The sequence below is a fragment of the Burkholderia sp. GbtcB21 genome, from assembly GCF_019091065.1.
GTDB lineage: Bacteria > Pseudomonadota > Gammaproteobacteria > Burkholderiales > Burkholderiaceae > Burkholderia > Burkholderia pyrrocinia_C.
Map to the genome: position 1 here is coordinate 17,944 of NZ_JAGXKA010000009.1, position 15,870 is coordinate 33,813.

Below are 15,870 nucleotides of genomic sequence, written 5' to 3' on the forward strand. Positions count from 1 at the left end.
CCCGATGGGCCCCGCACCGGATGGCCGGCCCCGGGATCAGAAACGCGTACGGATGCCCGAAGTCAGTTCGAGCTGGTTCTTCGCGCCGAACGTCGACGCCGCCGTGTAGCCGCCATGCAGCTTCATGTAGTCGCCGGCCAGGTACACCTCGGTGCGCTTGCTCAGGTGGTAGAACACCGACCCGTAGATCGTCTCCTTGAAGCCGTTGGCGACGCCGTTGGTCAGGCTGAACGCGCCGAGGTTCGCGTTCGGCGTGAAGCCGTCCGCGTTGTTCGCGGCGTTCTTGACGCGCATCTGCTGGTAGCCGAGCTCGTAGTCGAGCGCGCCCTTCGGCGCGATCTTCATCGACACCGTCCACGAATCGTCGTGGCGCTGGCCGAGCGAGCCCTGGTCGCCGTTGTAGCGGAAGTAGCCGGCATTCAGGCGCACGATGTCGAACGTGTAGTTGCCGCCGACCGAGAACGTCTGGTTCCTGAAGCCGCCGTGGTTCACGTGGTTGTAGAAGCCCGACACGTTGAACGGGCCGCCGTTGTAGCCGAGCGCGACCTGGTACGCGGAGCCGGTCGCGAACTGCGTCGAGTTGCTGAACTGGTAGCCGGCGCTCGCGAAGATGCCGTTGCCGAACAGCTTCTTCCACGCGATGCCGTTGTTGTAGCGCGTGCCGGTCGGGCCGGCCGCGTAGAAGATCATCTGCTTGAAGTTGTTCGAGTTGGTCCAGCCGCCTTCCTCGGTCGACAGCTTCGCGGAGCCGTACGGGTCGCCGTAGATCGCCGCCGAGTCGCGCGCGATGGTGTTCTGGAAGCCGGCCGTCAGCTTGCCGAAACGTTCGTCCTCGACACCGACCCACGCGTCGCGGTCGAAGATCTGGCCTTCGTCTTCCATCTGGCCGTTCGCGACCACGAATTCGCTTTCGAGGCGGAAGATGATCTTCGTGCCGCCGCCGATGTCTTCGGCGCCTCGCAGGCCCCAGCGGCTGCCGCTGAACCACGGCTCGCCTTCGTTGCCCATGCCGATCACGTGCTTGCCGTTCGCATCGGCGTGGGTCCGGTAGGTCGGAAAGCTCAGGTCCATCAGGCCGTAGAGCTGCACGCTCGACTGCGCATGCGCTTGGGTGCCGGCGCACAGGCCTGCCGCCGCGATGGAAAGGGCAAGGGTTTTTCGTTTCAAGATCGTCTCCTCCGAGCTGCCGCATTGGAATCTGGTCGTTGGCAGTACGCAATGTATGCCGACTCTTGCCGGCCACAGCGAGAGGGCCGACGCGTAGCATCGTAGAGGGTGCAATCCTTCACGACGCTTTCCCCGACGCAAGAATCGGATCGGTGAAAACACCGAACGCGCAACCATCGCGGATGGTACAGGCGTGCAGACGCGCGCCCGCCGGGTTTCCGGTAACGTTTCGTGCTACGAATCGATGTTCGGGGGCGAGGAGGAACGCCCGTCAGTCGTGCGCGCTTTTCGCACGCAGGATGTAACCGAGCCCGCGCAGCGTGATGATCTCGGCCGTGCTGCCCGCGAGATGCTTGCGCAGCCGGTGGATGTAGATGTCGATCGCGTCGGCGCTCGGCTCGTCGTCGAGCGCGAACACGCTGTCCATCAGCCGCGCCTTCGACACCGTCTTGTTCTGCTGCAGCATCAGCGTTTCGAGGATCGCATGCTCGCGGCGGCGCAGCGCGAGCACGGTTTCGCCGCAGCGGAATTCGCGCGTGCCGAACGCATAGACGAGATCGCCGCACACGAGCTGCGTCGTGCCGACGCCGGCCTGCCGGCGGATCAGCGCGCGAATCCGCGCAACCAGCTCGCGCGACTCGAACGGCTTCACGACGTAATCGTCGGCGCCCGCGCCGAAGCAGTCGACCTTGTCGTCGACCGAGCCATGCGCGGTCAGCATCAGCACCGGCACGTTGTCGTTGCGCCGCCGCAGCCGCGCGAGCACTTCCTTGCCGCTGATGCCGGGCAGCCGCATGTCGAGCAGCACCGCGTCGTAGCGTTCGGTCTTCAGCACCGTGTCCGCGCGTTCGCCGTCGCCGACGCTGTCGACCGCGAAATCCTCGCCGCGCAGCAGGTTCACGATCCAGTGCGCGAGTTCGGCGTTGTCTTCGACCAGCAGGAGTTTCATGACGACATCTCTTCAATCGTAGGCGGGCAGCCGTACGGTTACGACAATACCGCGATTGCCGGGCCCCGGCGCAAGCGACACGCTGCCGCCGTGCGCCTGCGCGATCTCGCGGACGATCGCGAGCCCGAGGCCCGAGCCCTCGGTGTCGGCCGACACGCGGTAGAAGCGCTTGAACACGTGCGGCCGCGCCTCGGCTGGAATGCCGGGGCCGTTGTCGATCACGTCGAGCACGATCGCGTCGCCGTCGCGCCGCGCGGCGACCGTCACGCAGCCGCCCGGCTGCGTGTAGCGCACCGCGTTGTCGACGAGGTTCATCACCAGCGCGGTCAGCAGGCTGTCGCTGCCCGCGACGTCGAGCCGCTCGCCGAGATCGGCGCCGAGGTCGATGTCGCGCCGCTGCGCGAGCACGATCGTTTCCTCGAGCACGCTCGACACCACGGCCGCGAGATCGACGCGATGGGTCAAGAGCGTCGACGGCGTCGCTTCCGCATGCGCGAGCAGCAGCAGCTTGTCGGTCACGTCGGCCATCTTGCGGCTGCTGCGCTGCATGCTGTCGAGCACCGACGCGAGTTCCGCATCGTCGTGGCCGCGCCGCTGCGCGTACTGGATCTGCGTGTCGAGCACCGCGATCGGCGTGCGCAACTGGTGCGCGGCATCCGCGATGAAGCGGCGCTGCGTGGCCGTATGCGTATTGAGCCGCGCGATGCACTGGTTGATCGCGTCGACGATCGGCCGCAGCTCGTGCTGCAGCCGCTCGGGGCGGATCGGCTCCAGCTCCATCGGCCCGCGGTCGGCGACATCGTCCTTCAGCTTCATCAGCGGGCGCAGCTCGAAGGTGAGGCCGAGGTAGACGAGCACCACCGCGAGCATCAGCATCAGCGACAGGCGCACGAGCTGCGGCCGCCAGATCGTGGCGACCATCGCGTTGCGCGAGCGCGTCGTCTTCGCGACGACGACCGTGACCGTCTCGATCTGCCCCTCGTCGTAAAGCTGGCGATCGTAGGCCGCCGCGCGCAGCGGCACGCCGTCGAGCGACGTGTCGTACAGCGTCGGCTCGATGCCGTGCCGTGCGGGTACGGCGAGCGCCGGCGTGCCCGCCAGCAGGCGGTCGTGGCCGTCGATCACCTTGTAGAACACCGAATCCTGCGACGGCGATTCGAAGATCTCCAGCGCGGCCGGCGGCACGTCGGCAACCGGCCGCCCGTTGCGCCATTCGACGTCCTCGCCGATCGTGCGCGCGGACGCGACGAGCGCGCTGTCCTGCACGAGCCCGGCCGTGGTCCGCGCGGTGTCGTACGACATCGCGCCCGCGATCAGCACGAACACCGCGAGCGGCAGCAGCAGCCACCACAGCAGCCGTCCGCGCAGGCTGTGCGCCATCCTGTTGCGCTCCTTCTCCGAAATGCCGAACCGCGCCGGGGTCGCCGGCGCGGTCGGGAGTGTCATGTCAGGCGTCCGGACGCTGCGTTCAGAACGCGGCGGGGCGCCACTTCAAGAGCCGCTTCTCGAGCCAGGTCAGCAGGTAGTCGGCGGCCAGCGCGACCACGGCCAGCACGATCATCGCCGCGAACACGCCGCTCGCGTTGAACGCGCCCTGGGCGGTGGAGATTAGCAGGCCGATGCCTTGCTTGGAACCCAGGAATTCGCCGACGACCGCGCCGACCAGCGCGAAGCCGAAGCTCACGTGCAGGCTCGCGAGAATCCAGCTCAGCGCGGACGGGATCACGACCGCCGTGGTGATCTGCCGGCGCGACGCGCCGAGGATCTGCGCGTTCGCGATCAGGTAGCGGTCGGCTTCGCGCACGCCCTGGAACGCGTTGCCGAACACGACGAAGAACACCATCACGACGGCCAGCGCGATCTTCGACGCCATCCCGAGGCCGAGCGCGATCACGAAGATCGAGCCGAGCACCACGCGCGGAATCGAGTTCGCGATCTGGATATACAGGCCGAACACGTCGGCCATCAGCTTGTTGCGGCCGAGCACGATCCCGCAGATCACGCCGGCAACCGAGCCGATCACGAAGCCGATGCCGGTTTCCTCGAGCGTGACCCATACCTGCGTGAGCAGCGGGCCCTGCGACGTGCCGTTCGCGAACCAGTCCTGGAGCTGCGCGAAGATCAGCGACGGCATCGAGAAGAAGAACGGATCGATCCATTTGAGCCGTGCGGCGAGTTCCCACCCGCCCAGCACGATCACGAGCACGGCGATTCGCAGCGTGACGATCAGGTTGCGCCGGCGGCGCAGCCGGCGTTGCGCGGCGCGCTCGTCGTCCTCGAGCGTCGTCGCCGGTAGGGCGGTGGGGGGAAGCGTCATGTCGGTCATGCTCCTGTCCTTGCTGTTCTTGCCGTGCGGCGTATGCGTCAGCCGATCTGCACTTCTTCGCGCAGGTCGTGCCAGATGTCCTTGGAAATTTCGATGAAGCGCGTGTCGTAGCGAATCTCCGACGTGACGCGCGGGCGCGGCAGGTCGATCTCGTACACGTGCTTGAGCGTCGCGGGGCGCGCGGTCAGCACGAACACGCGGTCGGCGAGCGCGATCGCCTCCTCGAGGTCGTGCGTGACGAACACGACCGAGCCCTTGTTCGCCGACCAGAGCTGCAGCAGCTCGTCCTGCATCAGCGTGCGCGTCTGCATGTCGAGCGCGGAGAACGGCTCGTCCATCAGCAGGATTTCCGGCTGGTTGATGAAGGTCTGCGCGAGCGCGACGCGCTTCCTCATCCCGCCGGAGAGCTGGTGCGGGTAGTGCTTCGTGAACTTGTCGAGGCCGACCTTGCGGATCCATTCCTCGGCCTGCGCATACGCGACGTCCTTCGAGCGGCCGCGGAACAGCGGGCCCGCCGCGACGTTGTCGATCACGTTGCGCCACGGGAACACGGCGTCGGCCTGGAACACGAAGCCGATGCGCGGGTCGATCCCGTCGACCGGGCGGCCCATCACGCGCACTTCGCCCGACACGGGCTTGAGCAGCCCGGTGATCAGGTTGAGCGTCGTCGACTTGCCGCAGCCGGTCGGCCCGACGATCGCGATGAACTCGCCGCGCGCGACGCTCATGCTGAAGTCGCGCAGCGCGACGGTGGCCTTGCCTTCCGGCGAAATGAAGCGGCACGACACGTTGCGAAACTCGATCGCCGGTGTGCTCGGGGAGACTGCCTGGGTCATCGCATTCGTCCTGCGGGTGAAGAGGGCGTCGCATCGTGCCGCAACGCCGGGCCGGTCAACCGGGCCGGAACGGGGAGCGCACGGCGGCGGGATCGCCGCCGCCGGCGCCTGACCGAGATCGACTACTTCGCGTTCACGAAATCGTTCGTGTAGGTGCGCGCCAGGTCGATGTGCTTGCCCTTCACCGACGGGTTGAACGCCGACAGCACCTTCAGCACCGTCGCCGGGCCGTCGGCCGGCATCTTCGCGTCGGCGGTGAACATCGGCAGCGACGCCTTCAGCGCGCTCACGTACAGCGCCTTGTCCTTCTGGTAGTCGGCCGGCATCTTCGCGGCGATTTCCTCGGCGCTGTGCGTATGGATGAACTGCATCGTCTTCGCGAACGCGTGCGCGAGCTTGGTGGCTTCCGCCTTGTGCGAATCGGCCCATGCCGACTGCACGTACAGGCTCGCGGCCGGGTAGGTGCCGCCGAGCGCGGCGCGCGTGCCTTCCAGCGTGCGCATGTCGACCAGCACCTTCGCGTCGCCCATCTTCTCGAGCGCGGACACCGTCGGCTCGGTCGTCATCCCGGCGTCGATGCGGCCCTGCTTGATCGCGGCGATGAAGCTCGCATCGGCGCCGACCGGCAGCATCGTGTACTGCGTCGACGGCACACCGTGCGCGAGCGCGAGGTATTGCGTGAGGAAGCTCGTCGACGAGCCGAGGCCCGTCACGCCGAGCGTCTTGCCCTTCGCGTCGGCCATCGTCTTGAAGGTCGGCGCGGCCTTGGTCGACACCATCTCGACTTCGCCCGGCACCTGGCCGAACACGGCGATCGCCTTCACGTCCTTGCCCTTGCTCTGCAGGTCGATCGTGTGGTCGTAGAAGCCGACGACGCCCTGCACGGCGCCCGCCAGCAGCTCGTTCTCGGCGTCGACGCCGGCCGGCTGCGACAGCAGCTCGACGTCGAGCCCTTCGGCCTTGAAGTAGCCGAGCTCCTGCGTGAGCCGCGCGGGCAGGTAGATCAGCTTCGCGATCCCGCCGACCATGATCGTGACCTTGCCGGCGTCGTCGGCGGCGAAGGCGGGGTGCGCGGCGAGCGCGCAGGTGAGGCCGGCTGCAACGGCGAGGGTGCGCAGGATGGGTCGCATCGGGTTGTCTCCGTTTGTTTTCCGTGTGGCGCGATGCTTGTTGCATCGTTGAAACGAGTATAGGGACGTGAAACCTTCTGCAACCTTTCGCGGGTGGTCCGAACCTTTAGGGGTTTTCCATGGAAACCCGCTCGGGGCGACGGGCCCCGGGGTGCCGCGACAAGCGGCCGTGGCGACGCGGAACCGGAAAAGGATTTCGCGATTGCCCGATTTTTTCAATTTATCAATGGCAAGCTCAATAATGGAGGCGGCTTATTTCATCGATATATCGTTATGCGACAGATAACCCAAGCCCATAATCCATTCCCGATCGGTTTGTTTTGAAAACCGCCACTCGCGTTATCGGGCGAATTTACTTGTATCCAATTAACATTTCCAGTGAATGAATACATGAGTACGCTCTCGATTGCCGTTGCGGACGACCACCCGGTCGTCGTGGCGTTGCTGAAGCAACTGCCGCAATGGGCGCCGGCTTTTCGCATCACGCATTGCTGCCGAAGCGGCGCGGAGTTGATCGATGCACTGAGAAGGTCGCCGACCGATCTCGTCATCGTCGATTATTCGATGAGCCGGGGGGACAACCCGATTGACGGCTTCGTGCTGCTGCGCAGGCTGCGCGAGGTCGCGCCCGACGCGAAATGCGTGATGTTTACCGCGCAGAAGAATCCGAGCGTGCTCACGGGCGCGATCCGGCTGGGCGTGGCGGCGATCGTCAGCAAGGAAGACGACATCGGCGAGGTCGTCCGTGCGTGCCGGCTCCTCGGTGCGGGGCGCGCGTCCTATTTCTCGCCGATGATACGGGCGATCGTCGCGCAGGCCGGCGCATGCGTGCGCGACGCGCAGCCGAAGCTGTCGACCAAGGAGCTGGACGTCGTTCGCCTGTTTGTCTCGGGGCACTCGCTCGCGAGTATCGCGAAGCAGCTCGGCCGATCGGTCAGCACCGTGTCGACGCAGAAACATATGGCGATGCAGAAGCTGCAGGCCGATTCCAACGTCCACCTGATCCGTTACGCGTACGAAAACGGATTGATCTGACCGCTCGCGCGCTATTTGTAGCTGATCGTAAAGGTCGCCGTGCCATTGGCGGTGCCTGGGCGGGCACCGGATCCCGTCTGGTAATAGCGCGCCGCCAGCGGCACCGACAGGGTGCTCGAGGGCGGCGCATCCGTCACCTTCCACGGCTTGCCGAGCGTCACCGGATTGCCGTCGCTCCCGAGCAGCTGGATGCCGACGCCTTGCGCCGTACTCGACGACGACAGCGACAGGATGCCTTCGGATGCGTCGTACGCGTTGCCGTCGAGCGTCAGGTGGACCGCGAAACTGCCGGCGACCTGGGCATCGCACTTCAGGCCGATCGTGAAGACTTTCGACGTCGACGTCGTGCCGATGCCGGAACCCAGTCCCGACGATTTGCTGAGCTTGTGGGTGCCGAGATCCACGGCCACCTGCGTGGTCGACGGCGCGCAGGTCGTTGCCTGGAACGAGATGTTCTTGAAGCCGTAGGTGACGTAGCGGGCCGCTTTCGAATAGTCCTTGTCCGGGCCGCCGATCAGCGCCGTCAGCACCGACAGGATCGGAAACGGCGTCGGTGTGGACGGCGTCGCGCCGATCTTCACCAGCTCGACGTCGATCGTCGCGGAAACGGTCGTCGGCCGAAGCGACGAACTGATGATCTTCCCCATCGGAAACGATGCGTCCCCGGTGCCGCGATTGCCGTTATAGGTCACGTACAAGCCGAGGCCGTTCGCCGTCAGGTCGGAGTCGGCCATCCATCGATAGAGCGTCGCCTCGAAGTTCGCCGATGCAACGGTCTTCATGCAGGACGCGCTGATCTCGATCCCGGTCTTGCTCCAGAGCACCGTGCCGATCGGTGCATCGGCCGCGATCCTGAACGGATCGGGCAGCGTACCGAGTTCCGCCGTGCTCACGTTCTGGCAATTCGCGGCCGCCTGCGCGGTGCCCGCGCCCGCCGCGCAGGCCAGCAGGGCCGCCGTGCAAGCCAGCCTGATGCGATGGATGGGCGTGTTCCTGTCGTTCATGTGCGATTTCATCCGAGGTTGTCGTGCGCGCGTGCCGGGCGCCGTCATGCAGGCGGGGCCGCGTGCCGCGGCGCATCGCCGGGACCGGGCGGCCGCGCGTCGAATTCGCATGGGGCGTCGATGCGCTGGATGGCGACCTGCCGCGCGCCGGCGTCGAGCGGCGGCAACGCCACGCGGATCGAACATTGCCACGCGTCGGCGTGCCCCCATTTCACCGTCAGCTTTTCGTCCGGTTCCGCGATGCGCGCATAGATCTGGCCGCCCTGCGACACCACGCCGACGTTGTTGCCGCGCGCGTCGAATACCGGCGCGCCGAACGGCAATTCCCGGCCGGTCGGCGTCGATGCATGAATCAGCAGCGCACGCCCCTTCACGGTCGGGTAGCGCAGCATCACGACGGCGCCCTGACGCGGCGCCACCTGCAGGCTCGTCGTCTGCAGCTCGACGTCGGCGGGCAGGCCGCGCGGGTCGATCTCGATCTGGTTGAGCCGGTACGGATTCAGGTACGGCACGACCGCATAGCCGCGCCCGTCGAGTGCGACGCCGCCGTATCCGACCACCCTGGCGCCACCCGCCGCCGGCGCCGCGACGACGGCAACCGTGTCGGCTGCATAGGGTGACGCCGTTACGCCACCCGGATGCGCGACGATCGAGCCGCTCAATCCGACCGAGCCCGACCCGTAGCGATCGCCCTTGGCGAACGCGCCCTGAACCGTCGTGTACGGCGTGCGGTACTGGCCGGACACGCTGCCCGAATACGTCGCACCCGCGTCGCGCGACGCGGAAACCGAATAGCTGCCCTGGTTCCGCGTGCCGACGAAACCGCTCGCGGTCATCATCGACGTGACGCCGCGCACGCTGTCGTGCGCGACGTTCGCACTCGCGCGCGGCGCTTGCGCCGAGCGACCGAGCGGCAGCGACACGGTCAGCATGTACTGCGTATCGACGTCGCCGCCGATCGCGCGTGCGCGGTTGACCGAGATGCTGTAGTCGACGACGCGGAAACGGTTGCTGTAGCCGATCTGGAATTGCGTATCGGTGCCGCGGCGCTCCCAGTAGTTCTGCGTGTACGCGCTCACGAACAACTGGCCGCCGTTGTCGCCGAACCGCTGCGACGCGGTGACCGATACCCGGTTGCGCGCGCGCCAGAGCGGCTGTGCAGCGAGGCCTGTCGCGTTGCGCCTGGCGTTGTCGACGTAGGCGAGCGCGTTGTCGAGATCGAGATAGCCGGACGACGAGAAGCGATACGCGGCCACCGACAGGTTGCTGTTCGTCGCTTCCAGCGTCTTGCTGTACGTGATGCGCACGCTCGCGCCGCGTGCCCGCCGGCCGTTCGACGACGTGAATGCGCCGGACACGTCGAGCGCCATCGCGCCGATCGGCGTGTTGAACGCACCGCCGACGAGCAGGTTCTGGTAGTCCTCGTTCGCGAGCAGGCCGCCATACAGCGTCAGCAGGTTGGACACGCCACGCGCGTAGGTTGCCTGCACGATGCGCGGCGTATACGACAGGTTCCTCTTGCGCACCACGCCCGCGACGAAACCGAACCGGTTCATGCCGGGCCGCAGCGACTGCACGACCGATGCGTACGGCACCTTGAATACGCGCTCGCTGCCGTCCGATTCGGTGACGGTCACGTCGAGATCGCCGCCGTAACCGGTCGGATAGAGGTCGTCGATCACGAACTGGCCGGGCGGCACGGTCGTTTCGTAGATGACCGCGCCGCTCTGGCGCACGGTCACGCGCGCATTCGAATTCGCGATGCCGCGAACGACCGGCGCATAACCGCGACGGGAATCGGGCCACATGCGATCGTCGTTGGCGATCTGCACGCCGCGAAACGGAAACGTATCGAACAGCTCGCCGGACGTGTTCGCGTCGCCGAGCCTGACGCGCGCCTTGAGCGCCGTCAGGTCGCGTTGAACGTAGGTGTTGGTGATGCTGTAGTGCTGGCCGCCGCGATTCTGCCAGTTCAGCGCGCCGTCGTGACGGAAGTACCATCCGCCCGCATTGATGCCGGCGTTCAGTCCGACGTATGCCGCGCTGTCGCTCCGGCCGTTCGCGACGTTTCCGTAGAGATTCGCGCTGTAGCCGACGAATCCCGCGGTCACGCCGCTGTCCCACATCGACGGATCGACGTAGCCGCGGGCCGTGCGGCGCAACAGCGCTTGCGGGACATGGATGTCGAGGCGCGCCGAGCCGGCGTCGAACGACGCCGACGCACCCGGCAGCAGCGCATCGAACGATTCGCACGCGGCGGGATCGGCGAGCGACGCGAGCGCTTCGGGCGCGATCCGGCTCGTATCCGCATTGATCCTGTCGAGCATGCGGCGGCTGAAGCACACTTGCGGGCCGTTTGCGCCCGATTCGCGCACGGTGACGTCGTCGCGGCCGAGCAGCGCCCCGTTCAGGTACACGTCGGCCCGGTATTCGCCGGGCCAGACCGGGTTGCCCTTCTCGAAACGGGACAGGTCGATTCCGCCGTCCGGCGACGTCAGCACGAAGTCCGGGTCGAACTGCAGCGCCCGGGACGGCAGTGCATCACCGTGGCCCGGCCCGCCGATCCGGGGTTGCGAATCGGCGGGCGCAAGCTCGCTTGCCGCTGCGCCGAGCGGCAGTGCCGACCACGCGAGCAACGCCGTCGCGTACGACCGCCGAAGCGCGAGCGTCGGCCGACCGGTGCGCGGACCGGATGCGGGATGGATGCATTTCATGGGCTTCGTTTCGGATGCTCGAATGGGACGGATCGCCGACGGGCCGCGGGCTCGGTTCGAATCCGACTCGCGTCGCCCGGCGACGCGCGCAGGCGGCTCGAATGCCGAGGTCGAATCAAGGCGTGGCCTCGAGCACCGCCGGCCACTTCACGTCGGTGCCGAAGTCGTTGATCGTCGAATAGTCGAGCTTCGTGCCGGCCGGGAGGCTCGGCAGCGGCATGTTCGGTGCAAACAGACGGTCGGCAGCGGGCGCGATCATCGCGCCGTCGTCGATCGTGTACGTGCGGCCGTCGTGCACGACCTGCGCCGACAGCACGGTGACGTTGAACGGCGACGGATTGGTCGCGCGCAACAGGTAGCCTTTGCTGCCGTCCGGCGCGGGCGCGAGCGACCATTTCACACCTTTGGCCGCATCGACCGCCCCATCGGCATCGAGGCCGGCCGGCCGGAAGAACACCTTGATTCGCGAACGGAACGCGAGCTGCAGCATGGTCGTCGACGGTTGATCGGCGGTTTTCGGCGGAATGTCGAGTACGTTCAGCCAGAACACGGATTCCCGGTCTTGCGGCAGCGGATCGCCGGTATAGACGATGCGCAACGTCTGTCCCTTGCCCGGATCGACGCGAAAGATCGGCGGCATCAACACGAAAGGCACCTTGGCCGTGCCCGGGCGCGAGCGCGGGTCGCCGTCGTCGAGCCATGCCTGCACGAGCGCCGGATCGGTGCCGACGTTGTCGATCTTGGCGGTGATCTCCCGATCGCCGGCCGGATAGACGAGGCGCGTGCCGGAAATGATCACGCCCGCGATGCCGTGCTGTACGGTGCAGGCCAGCACGACGCATGCGCAGATCGGCAACCGGCGGAAGAGAAACGAGAGGAGCGAGTGCATCGTTCGATGAAGAGGGAGGGGGAAGGCCGCGCGACGGGACGCTTCCCCGGAACGGCGATACCGCGGGCCGGAATGGCCCGCGTCGTGCGAGTCGTCGATGCCGGCCGTACGAGACGGCCGGCATGACGGCTTACAGATAGTCGATCGAATACGTGACCGACGTGCTTACGCTGCCGGCCGTCGCCGAGCCGAGCGAGTAGTACTGCGCGCTATAGACCATCGAGGCCGCGTTGTTGACGAGGTCGACCGGACGGCCATTGCGCTGGCTAACGTCACCGGCCTTCAGCGCTTTGCCGTCCATGTCGAGAAGCTGCACGGCGACGTTGGTCGCGGCGTTGGTCTGTGCGCGGTTGTAGAGCGTGCCGTCCGCGCCGTTGACGTTCGGGCCGGCCTCGAAGAACGCGCGCACCGATTGGCCCGCGTTCGTGCAGTTGCTGAGCGCGATGGTGAAGTTCGTCGCGCCCGTTACCGCGCCCTTCGACGCAAGCGAAGCCGCGCCCACGCTCGGAAGCTGGACCGTACCGTTGTTGTCGGCACCGTTGACCTTGATGGTGCAGCTGGCGCCGCTCAGCGCACCCGTGATGTTGATGGTGCCGTCGTATGCATGCGCCGCGAGCGGCATGAACGACATCGCCGACGCCGTTGCGGAGGCCATCAGAATTTTCTTCATCATGATCAGGTATCCCTTTTAATCGCTCAAAAATTCCCACCGGGCACGCAAGCGTGTCGGGAGAGATAAAATTAACTTGCCCGCATCCGTTCCGACTATCGCAATCCATCCAAAAACGGCGCCCGTTCACGATCCCGTTGGCCGATGCGGGCCGCGGGGTTGAGTAGCGTGCCGAAGCGACCGAAGCAATCGGTACGCAAGTCGTAAGGATTGCGAGTCGTCGCACCGAACGCTTGCCTATCGGCCGGTCGGGCGAGCCGCGGCGGCGAGAGCGGCGAGGACCGACACGGTCGCCGCGGCCGCGAGCGCGACGCCTGCTGCGAAGACGACCTTGCCGAGCGTCTCGACGGCGCCCGTCTGGGTGTTGTCCGAAGGAAACGGATTGACCCAGGGTTCGCTCGGCGCGCCCGGCTTGAACAGGCTGTTGATCCAGTCGGCGATGGCGCCGCCCGAAACGGTTGCGAGTTCCATCTTGCTGATTTCACGCATGATTCACCTTCTGACGAAATCGGATTGGCATGGCCGGCATGCCGGCCGGTGCTATGACGGCAGCAGGCACCGCCGGAACGGCGCCCGGCCTCGCATTACTTCGGTGCCGGCAGGTTCGGGTCGAACAGGCCTTCCATCACGCGGTTGAAGACCTTGAGCGTCTGCTGCGCCCCATTGACCCAGCCGTAGACCTTGCCGCCGAGCAGGCCCAGTCCGGCGCCGACGAGCAGGCCCACACCGGCACTGAGGATGCCTGCGCCCAGGATGCCGCCCGTGCTGCCGCCCGTTGCGGCACCCTTGAAGCCGCCGGCAACCAGGCCTGCAATGCCGCCCAGCACCCCCGCCCCCATGTTGCGGAAAAAGCCGCCGCTTACTTCATTCAATTCCATCGTGGTCAACTCGCGCATTTGAAGTTCTCCTTACAGTTACGCATTGCCGATCGTCGAAAGCCGGATCGGCATCGGCTTTCCCGTCGCGCATCGCGCGCGACGGGCACTCCACTTGCGGCGGCGCTAGGCGGCCGCCGGATCGAACCGCGCGTCGACGCCCATTTCGCGTGCGCTGCCTCGCGCGAGTTCGACGACGCGATCCGCGCTCCGGATCGTCTCCGGCCGGTGCGCGATGATGATCCGCGTGATGTTCATCGCGCGCACCGCGTCGTTGATCAGCCGCTCGCGTTCGACGTCGAGATGGCTGGTCGCCTCGTCGAGCACGAGAATCGCGGGTTTCCGGTAGAACGCGCGGGCGAGCAGCACGCGCTGACACTGGCCGCCGGACAGCGACGAGCCCATGTCGCCGACGAGGCTCTGATAGCCCATCGGCATCGCCGCGATGTCGTCGTGAATCTGCGCGAGCCGCGCGGCTTCCTCGATGCGCGCCTGGTCGGGCTGCGGATCGAAGAAGCCGATGTTGTCGGCGATCGAGCCGGCGAACAGGATGTCGTCCTGCATCACGCAGCCGATCAGCTCGCGGTGCTGATGGAGCCCGAGCTTGCGGATGTCGACGCCGTCGACGCGCACGCTGCCGTGCTCGGGCGTCAGCAGGCCGAGCAGCACCTTCGCCATCGTGGTCTTGCCCTGGCCCGACGGCCCGACGAGCGCGACCGATTCGCCCGGCGCGATCGAGAACGAGCAGCCGTCGAGCACCCACGGTTCGGTCTCCGTGTAGCGAAAGCGCACGTCGCGCACGTCGATCGCGGGCGCCGCCGCGTGGCCGCCCGCCGCCGGCGCGCGCGCGGCTTTCGCTTCCATGTCGGCTTCGGCGTCGGTCAGCACGATGTCGGCGAGCCGCTCGCCGTGCAGCCGCAGCATCCGGAAATCAATCACCGTGCCGATCAGGCCCGCGCCGCGCGCCATGAACTGATCGGCAAAGCTGACGAACGCGACCAGCATCCCCGCCGAGAACTGCCCGTCGATCACCTGTTTCGCGGCCAGCCACACGAGCGCCACGCGGCCCGCGCCGGAGATCACGCCCTGCAGCGTCGAGAAGCCGATCGACAGCCGCTGGATCACGACGTTCTTGTTGGTCGTCTCGACCACGGCATTCGCATAGGTCGCCACGCGCGCCTCCTGCTTGTTCGCGAGCTTGATCGCCTGCACGCCGCGGATCGACTCGAGCAGGTTCGATTCCGCGCGGGCCGCGTACACGATGTGTTCCTCGTTCGCCTGCCGGAACGGCCGGTATGCGAGCCAGCGGATCGCGCCGTACGCGGCGAACAGCCCGAGCACGAGCCACGTGAGCGTCGGGCTGTAGACGAACAGCATCGCGAGCGTGACGATCGCCATCGCGCCGTCGAGCAGCGCACCGACGAATTGCGTCGTGAGCGTGCCCTGGATCGTGCCGATCGCGCCGAACCGCGACACGACGTCGCCGATGTGGCGCTGCTCGAAGTACGTCATCGGCAGCCTGAACAGGTGCGAGCAAACGTTTGCCGTCCACTGCACGCCAAGCAGGCTCGAGAACCACGTGACGACCCACGAGCGCAGCGCCGCGACTGCGTTCTGGAACAGCACGACGAGCAGGAAGCCGATGCCGAGCAGCGTCAGCAGATCGGCATCGGCCGACACGAGCACCTGGTCCATCACCCACTGCATGTAGAACGGCGTGACGATGCCGAACACCTCGAGCGCGACCGACAGCAGCAGCACCTGCGCGAATGCCGCGCGGATGCCGGTGACGCCGCCGATGAGCGTCGCCATCGAGATCGATTCGCGCTCGCGCGCCCGCGCGAACGACGGCGACGGCATCAGCTCCAGCGCGACGCCCGTGAAGTGGTCGGACACCTCGGCAAGCGGCACGTCGCGCACGCCGCGCGCGGGATCGTGGATCGTGATCCCGCTGCGCGACACCGACTTCAGCACGACGAAGTGATTCATGTCCCAGTGCAGGATGCACGGGCGCCGCAGCTTGCCGAGCTCGTCGAGTTCGAGTCGCAGCGCGCGCGACGCGAGGCCGAGCCGGTAGGCCATCAGCATCACGTCGTTGAGCGTCGCCCCTTTCAGCGACGGGCTGAAGCGTCTGCGCAGGCTGACGAGGTCGAGATCGCGGCCGTGATAGCTCGCGATCATCCCGACGCACGCGAGCCCGCACTCGGCCGCCTGCGTCTGCAGCATCACGGGCAGGCGGCGGCGCCAGCCGAATTGCAGGGCATCCATCCATTTC

Annotated in this window: 14 protein-coding genes; 1 reads left to right on the plus strand and 13 read right to left on the minus strand. The window is 66.8% G+C overall.

Going from position 1 to position 15,870, the window contains the following annotated elements; translation table 11 throughout:
- Positions 1-36: 36 nt before the first annotated feature.
- The 6 genes from KVT39_RS20545 to KVT39_RS20570 all read right to left on the minus strand — a co-directional run bounded on the left by KVT39_RS20545 (position 37) and on the right by KVT39_RS20570 (position 6,408).
- Positions 37-1,167 (minus strand): porin, encoded by a 1,131-nt coding sequence (locus KVT39_RS20545; protein WP_105390337.1) that lies wholly within the window; start codon positions 1,165-1,167, stop codon positions 37-39.
- A gap of 271 nt (positions 1,168-1,438) precedes the next feature.
- Positions 1,439-2,116, minus strand: coding sequence for a response regulator (locus KVT39_RS20550; protein ID WP_072442557.1), 678 nt, complete (start codon positions 2,114-2,116; stop codon positions 1,439-1,441).
- Positions 2,117-2,128: 12 nt separating this feature from the next.
- The gene (locus KVT39_RS20555) at positions 2,129-3,496 is read right to left on the minus strand and encodes a sensor histidine kinase (protein ID WP_217590169.1); all 1,368 of its coding nucleotides are present in this window, start codon (positions 3,494-3,496) and stop codon (positions 2,129-2,131) included.
- An 88-nt stretch (positions 3,497-3,584) separates the two neighbouring features.
- A complete protein-coding gene (locus tag KVT39_RS20560; RefSeq protein ID WP_105390340.1) occupies positions 3,585-4,442 on the minus strand; it encodes an ABC transporter permease in 858 nt (285 codons plus the stop codon).
- A 38-nt stretch (positions 4,443-4,480) separates the two neighbouring features.
- On the minus strand, positions 4,481-5,278 hold the full coding sequence (locus KVT39_RS20565) for an ABC transporter ATP-binding protein (RefSeq protein ID WP_034183780.1): 798 nt from the start codon (positions 5,276-5,278) through the stop codon (positions 4,481-4,483).
- 122 nt (positions 5,279-5,400) lie between these two features.
- Positions 5,401-6,408, minus strand: a complete 1,008-nt coding sequence (locus tag KVT39_RS20570) for an ABC transporter substrate-binding protein (protein WP_217590091.1) — start codon at positions 6,406-6,408, stop codon at positions 5,401-5,403.
- A 390-nt stretch (positions 6,409-6,798) separates the two neighbouring features.
- Between KVT39_RS20570 and KVT39_RS20575 the strand changes: the two genes are divergently transcribed.
- Positions 6,799-7,443, plus strand: a complete 645-nt coding sequence (locus KVT39_RS20575; RefSeq protein ID WP_034183782.1) for a response regulator transcription factor — start codon at positions 6,799-6,801, stop codon at positions 7,441-7,443.
- 11 nt (positions 7,444-7,454) lie between these two features.
- On the opposite strand, the gene KVT39_RS20580 is transcribed toward KVT39_RS20575, so the two are convergent.
- The 7 genes from KVT39_RS20580 to KVT39_RS20610 all read right to left on the minus strand — a co-directional run bounded on the left by KVT39_RS20580 (position 7,455) and on the right by KVT39_RS20610 (position 15,863).
- Positions 7,455-8,447 (minus strand): fimbrial protein, encoded by a 993-nt coding sequence (locus tag KVT39_RS20580; protein ID WP_051983804.1) that lies wholly within the window; start codon positions 8,445-8,447, stop codon positions 7,455-7,457.
- Positions 8,448-8,491: 44 nt separating this feature from the next.
- Entirely contained in the window at positions 8,492-11,161 is a 2,670-nt protein-coding gene (locus KVT39_RS20585) for a fimbria/pilus outer membrane usher protein (RefSeq protein ID WP_217590092.1), read from the minus strand.
- 115 nt (positions 11,162-11,276) lie between these two features.
- On the minus strand, positions 11,277-12,050 hold the full coding sequence (locus KVT39_RS20590) for a molecular chaperone (protein ID WP_131946628.1): 774 nt from the start codon (positions 12,048-12,050) through the stop codon (positions 11,277-11,279).
- A 130-nt stretch (positions 12,051-12,180) separates the two neighbouring features.
- Positions 12,181-12,723, minus strand: a complete 543-nt coding sequence (locus KVT39_RS20595; protein ID WP_243712248.1) for a fimbrial protein — start codon at positions 12,721-12,723, stop codon at positions 12,181-12,183.
- A 234-nt stretch (positions 12,724-12,957) separates the two neighbouring features.
- Complete coding sequence (locus KVT39_RS20600; RefSeq protein WP_034183783.1) at positions 12,958-13,209, minus strand: hypothetical protein; 252 nt, start codon at positions 13,207-13,209, stop codon at positions 12,958-12,960.
- A 95-nt stretch (positions 13,210-13,304) separates the two neighbouring features.
- Positions 13,305-13,616: a hypothetical protein gene (locus tag KVT39_RS20605; protein ID WP_034183784.1), complete on the minus strand. Its 312-nt coding sequence runs from the start codon at positions 13,614-13,616 to the stop codon at positions 13,305-13,307.
- Between the two features lie 105 nt (positions 13,617-13,721).
- Entirely contained in the window at positions 13,722-15,863 is a 2,142-nt protein-coding gene (locus KVT39_RS20610) for a peptidase domain-containing ABC transporter (RefSeq protein WP_235212548.1), read from the minus strand.
- Positions 15,864-15,870: the final 7 nt, after the last annotated feature.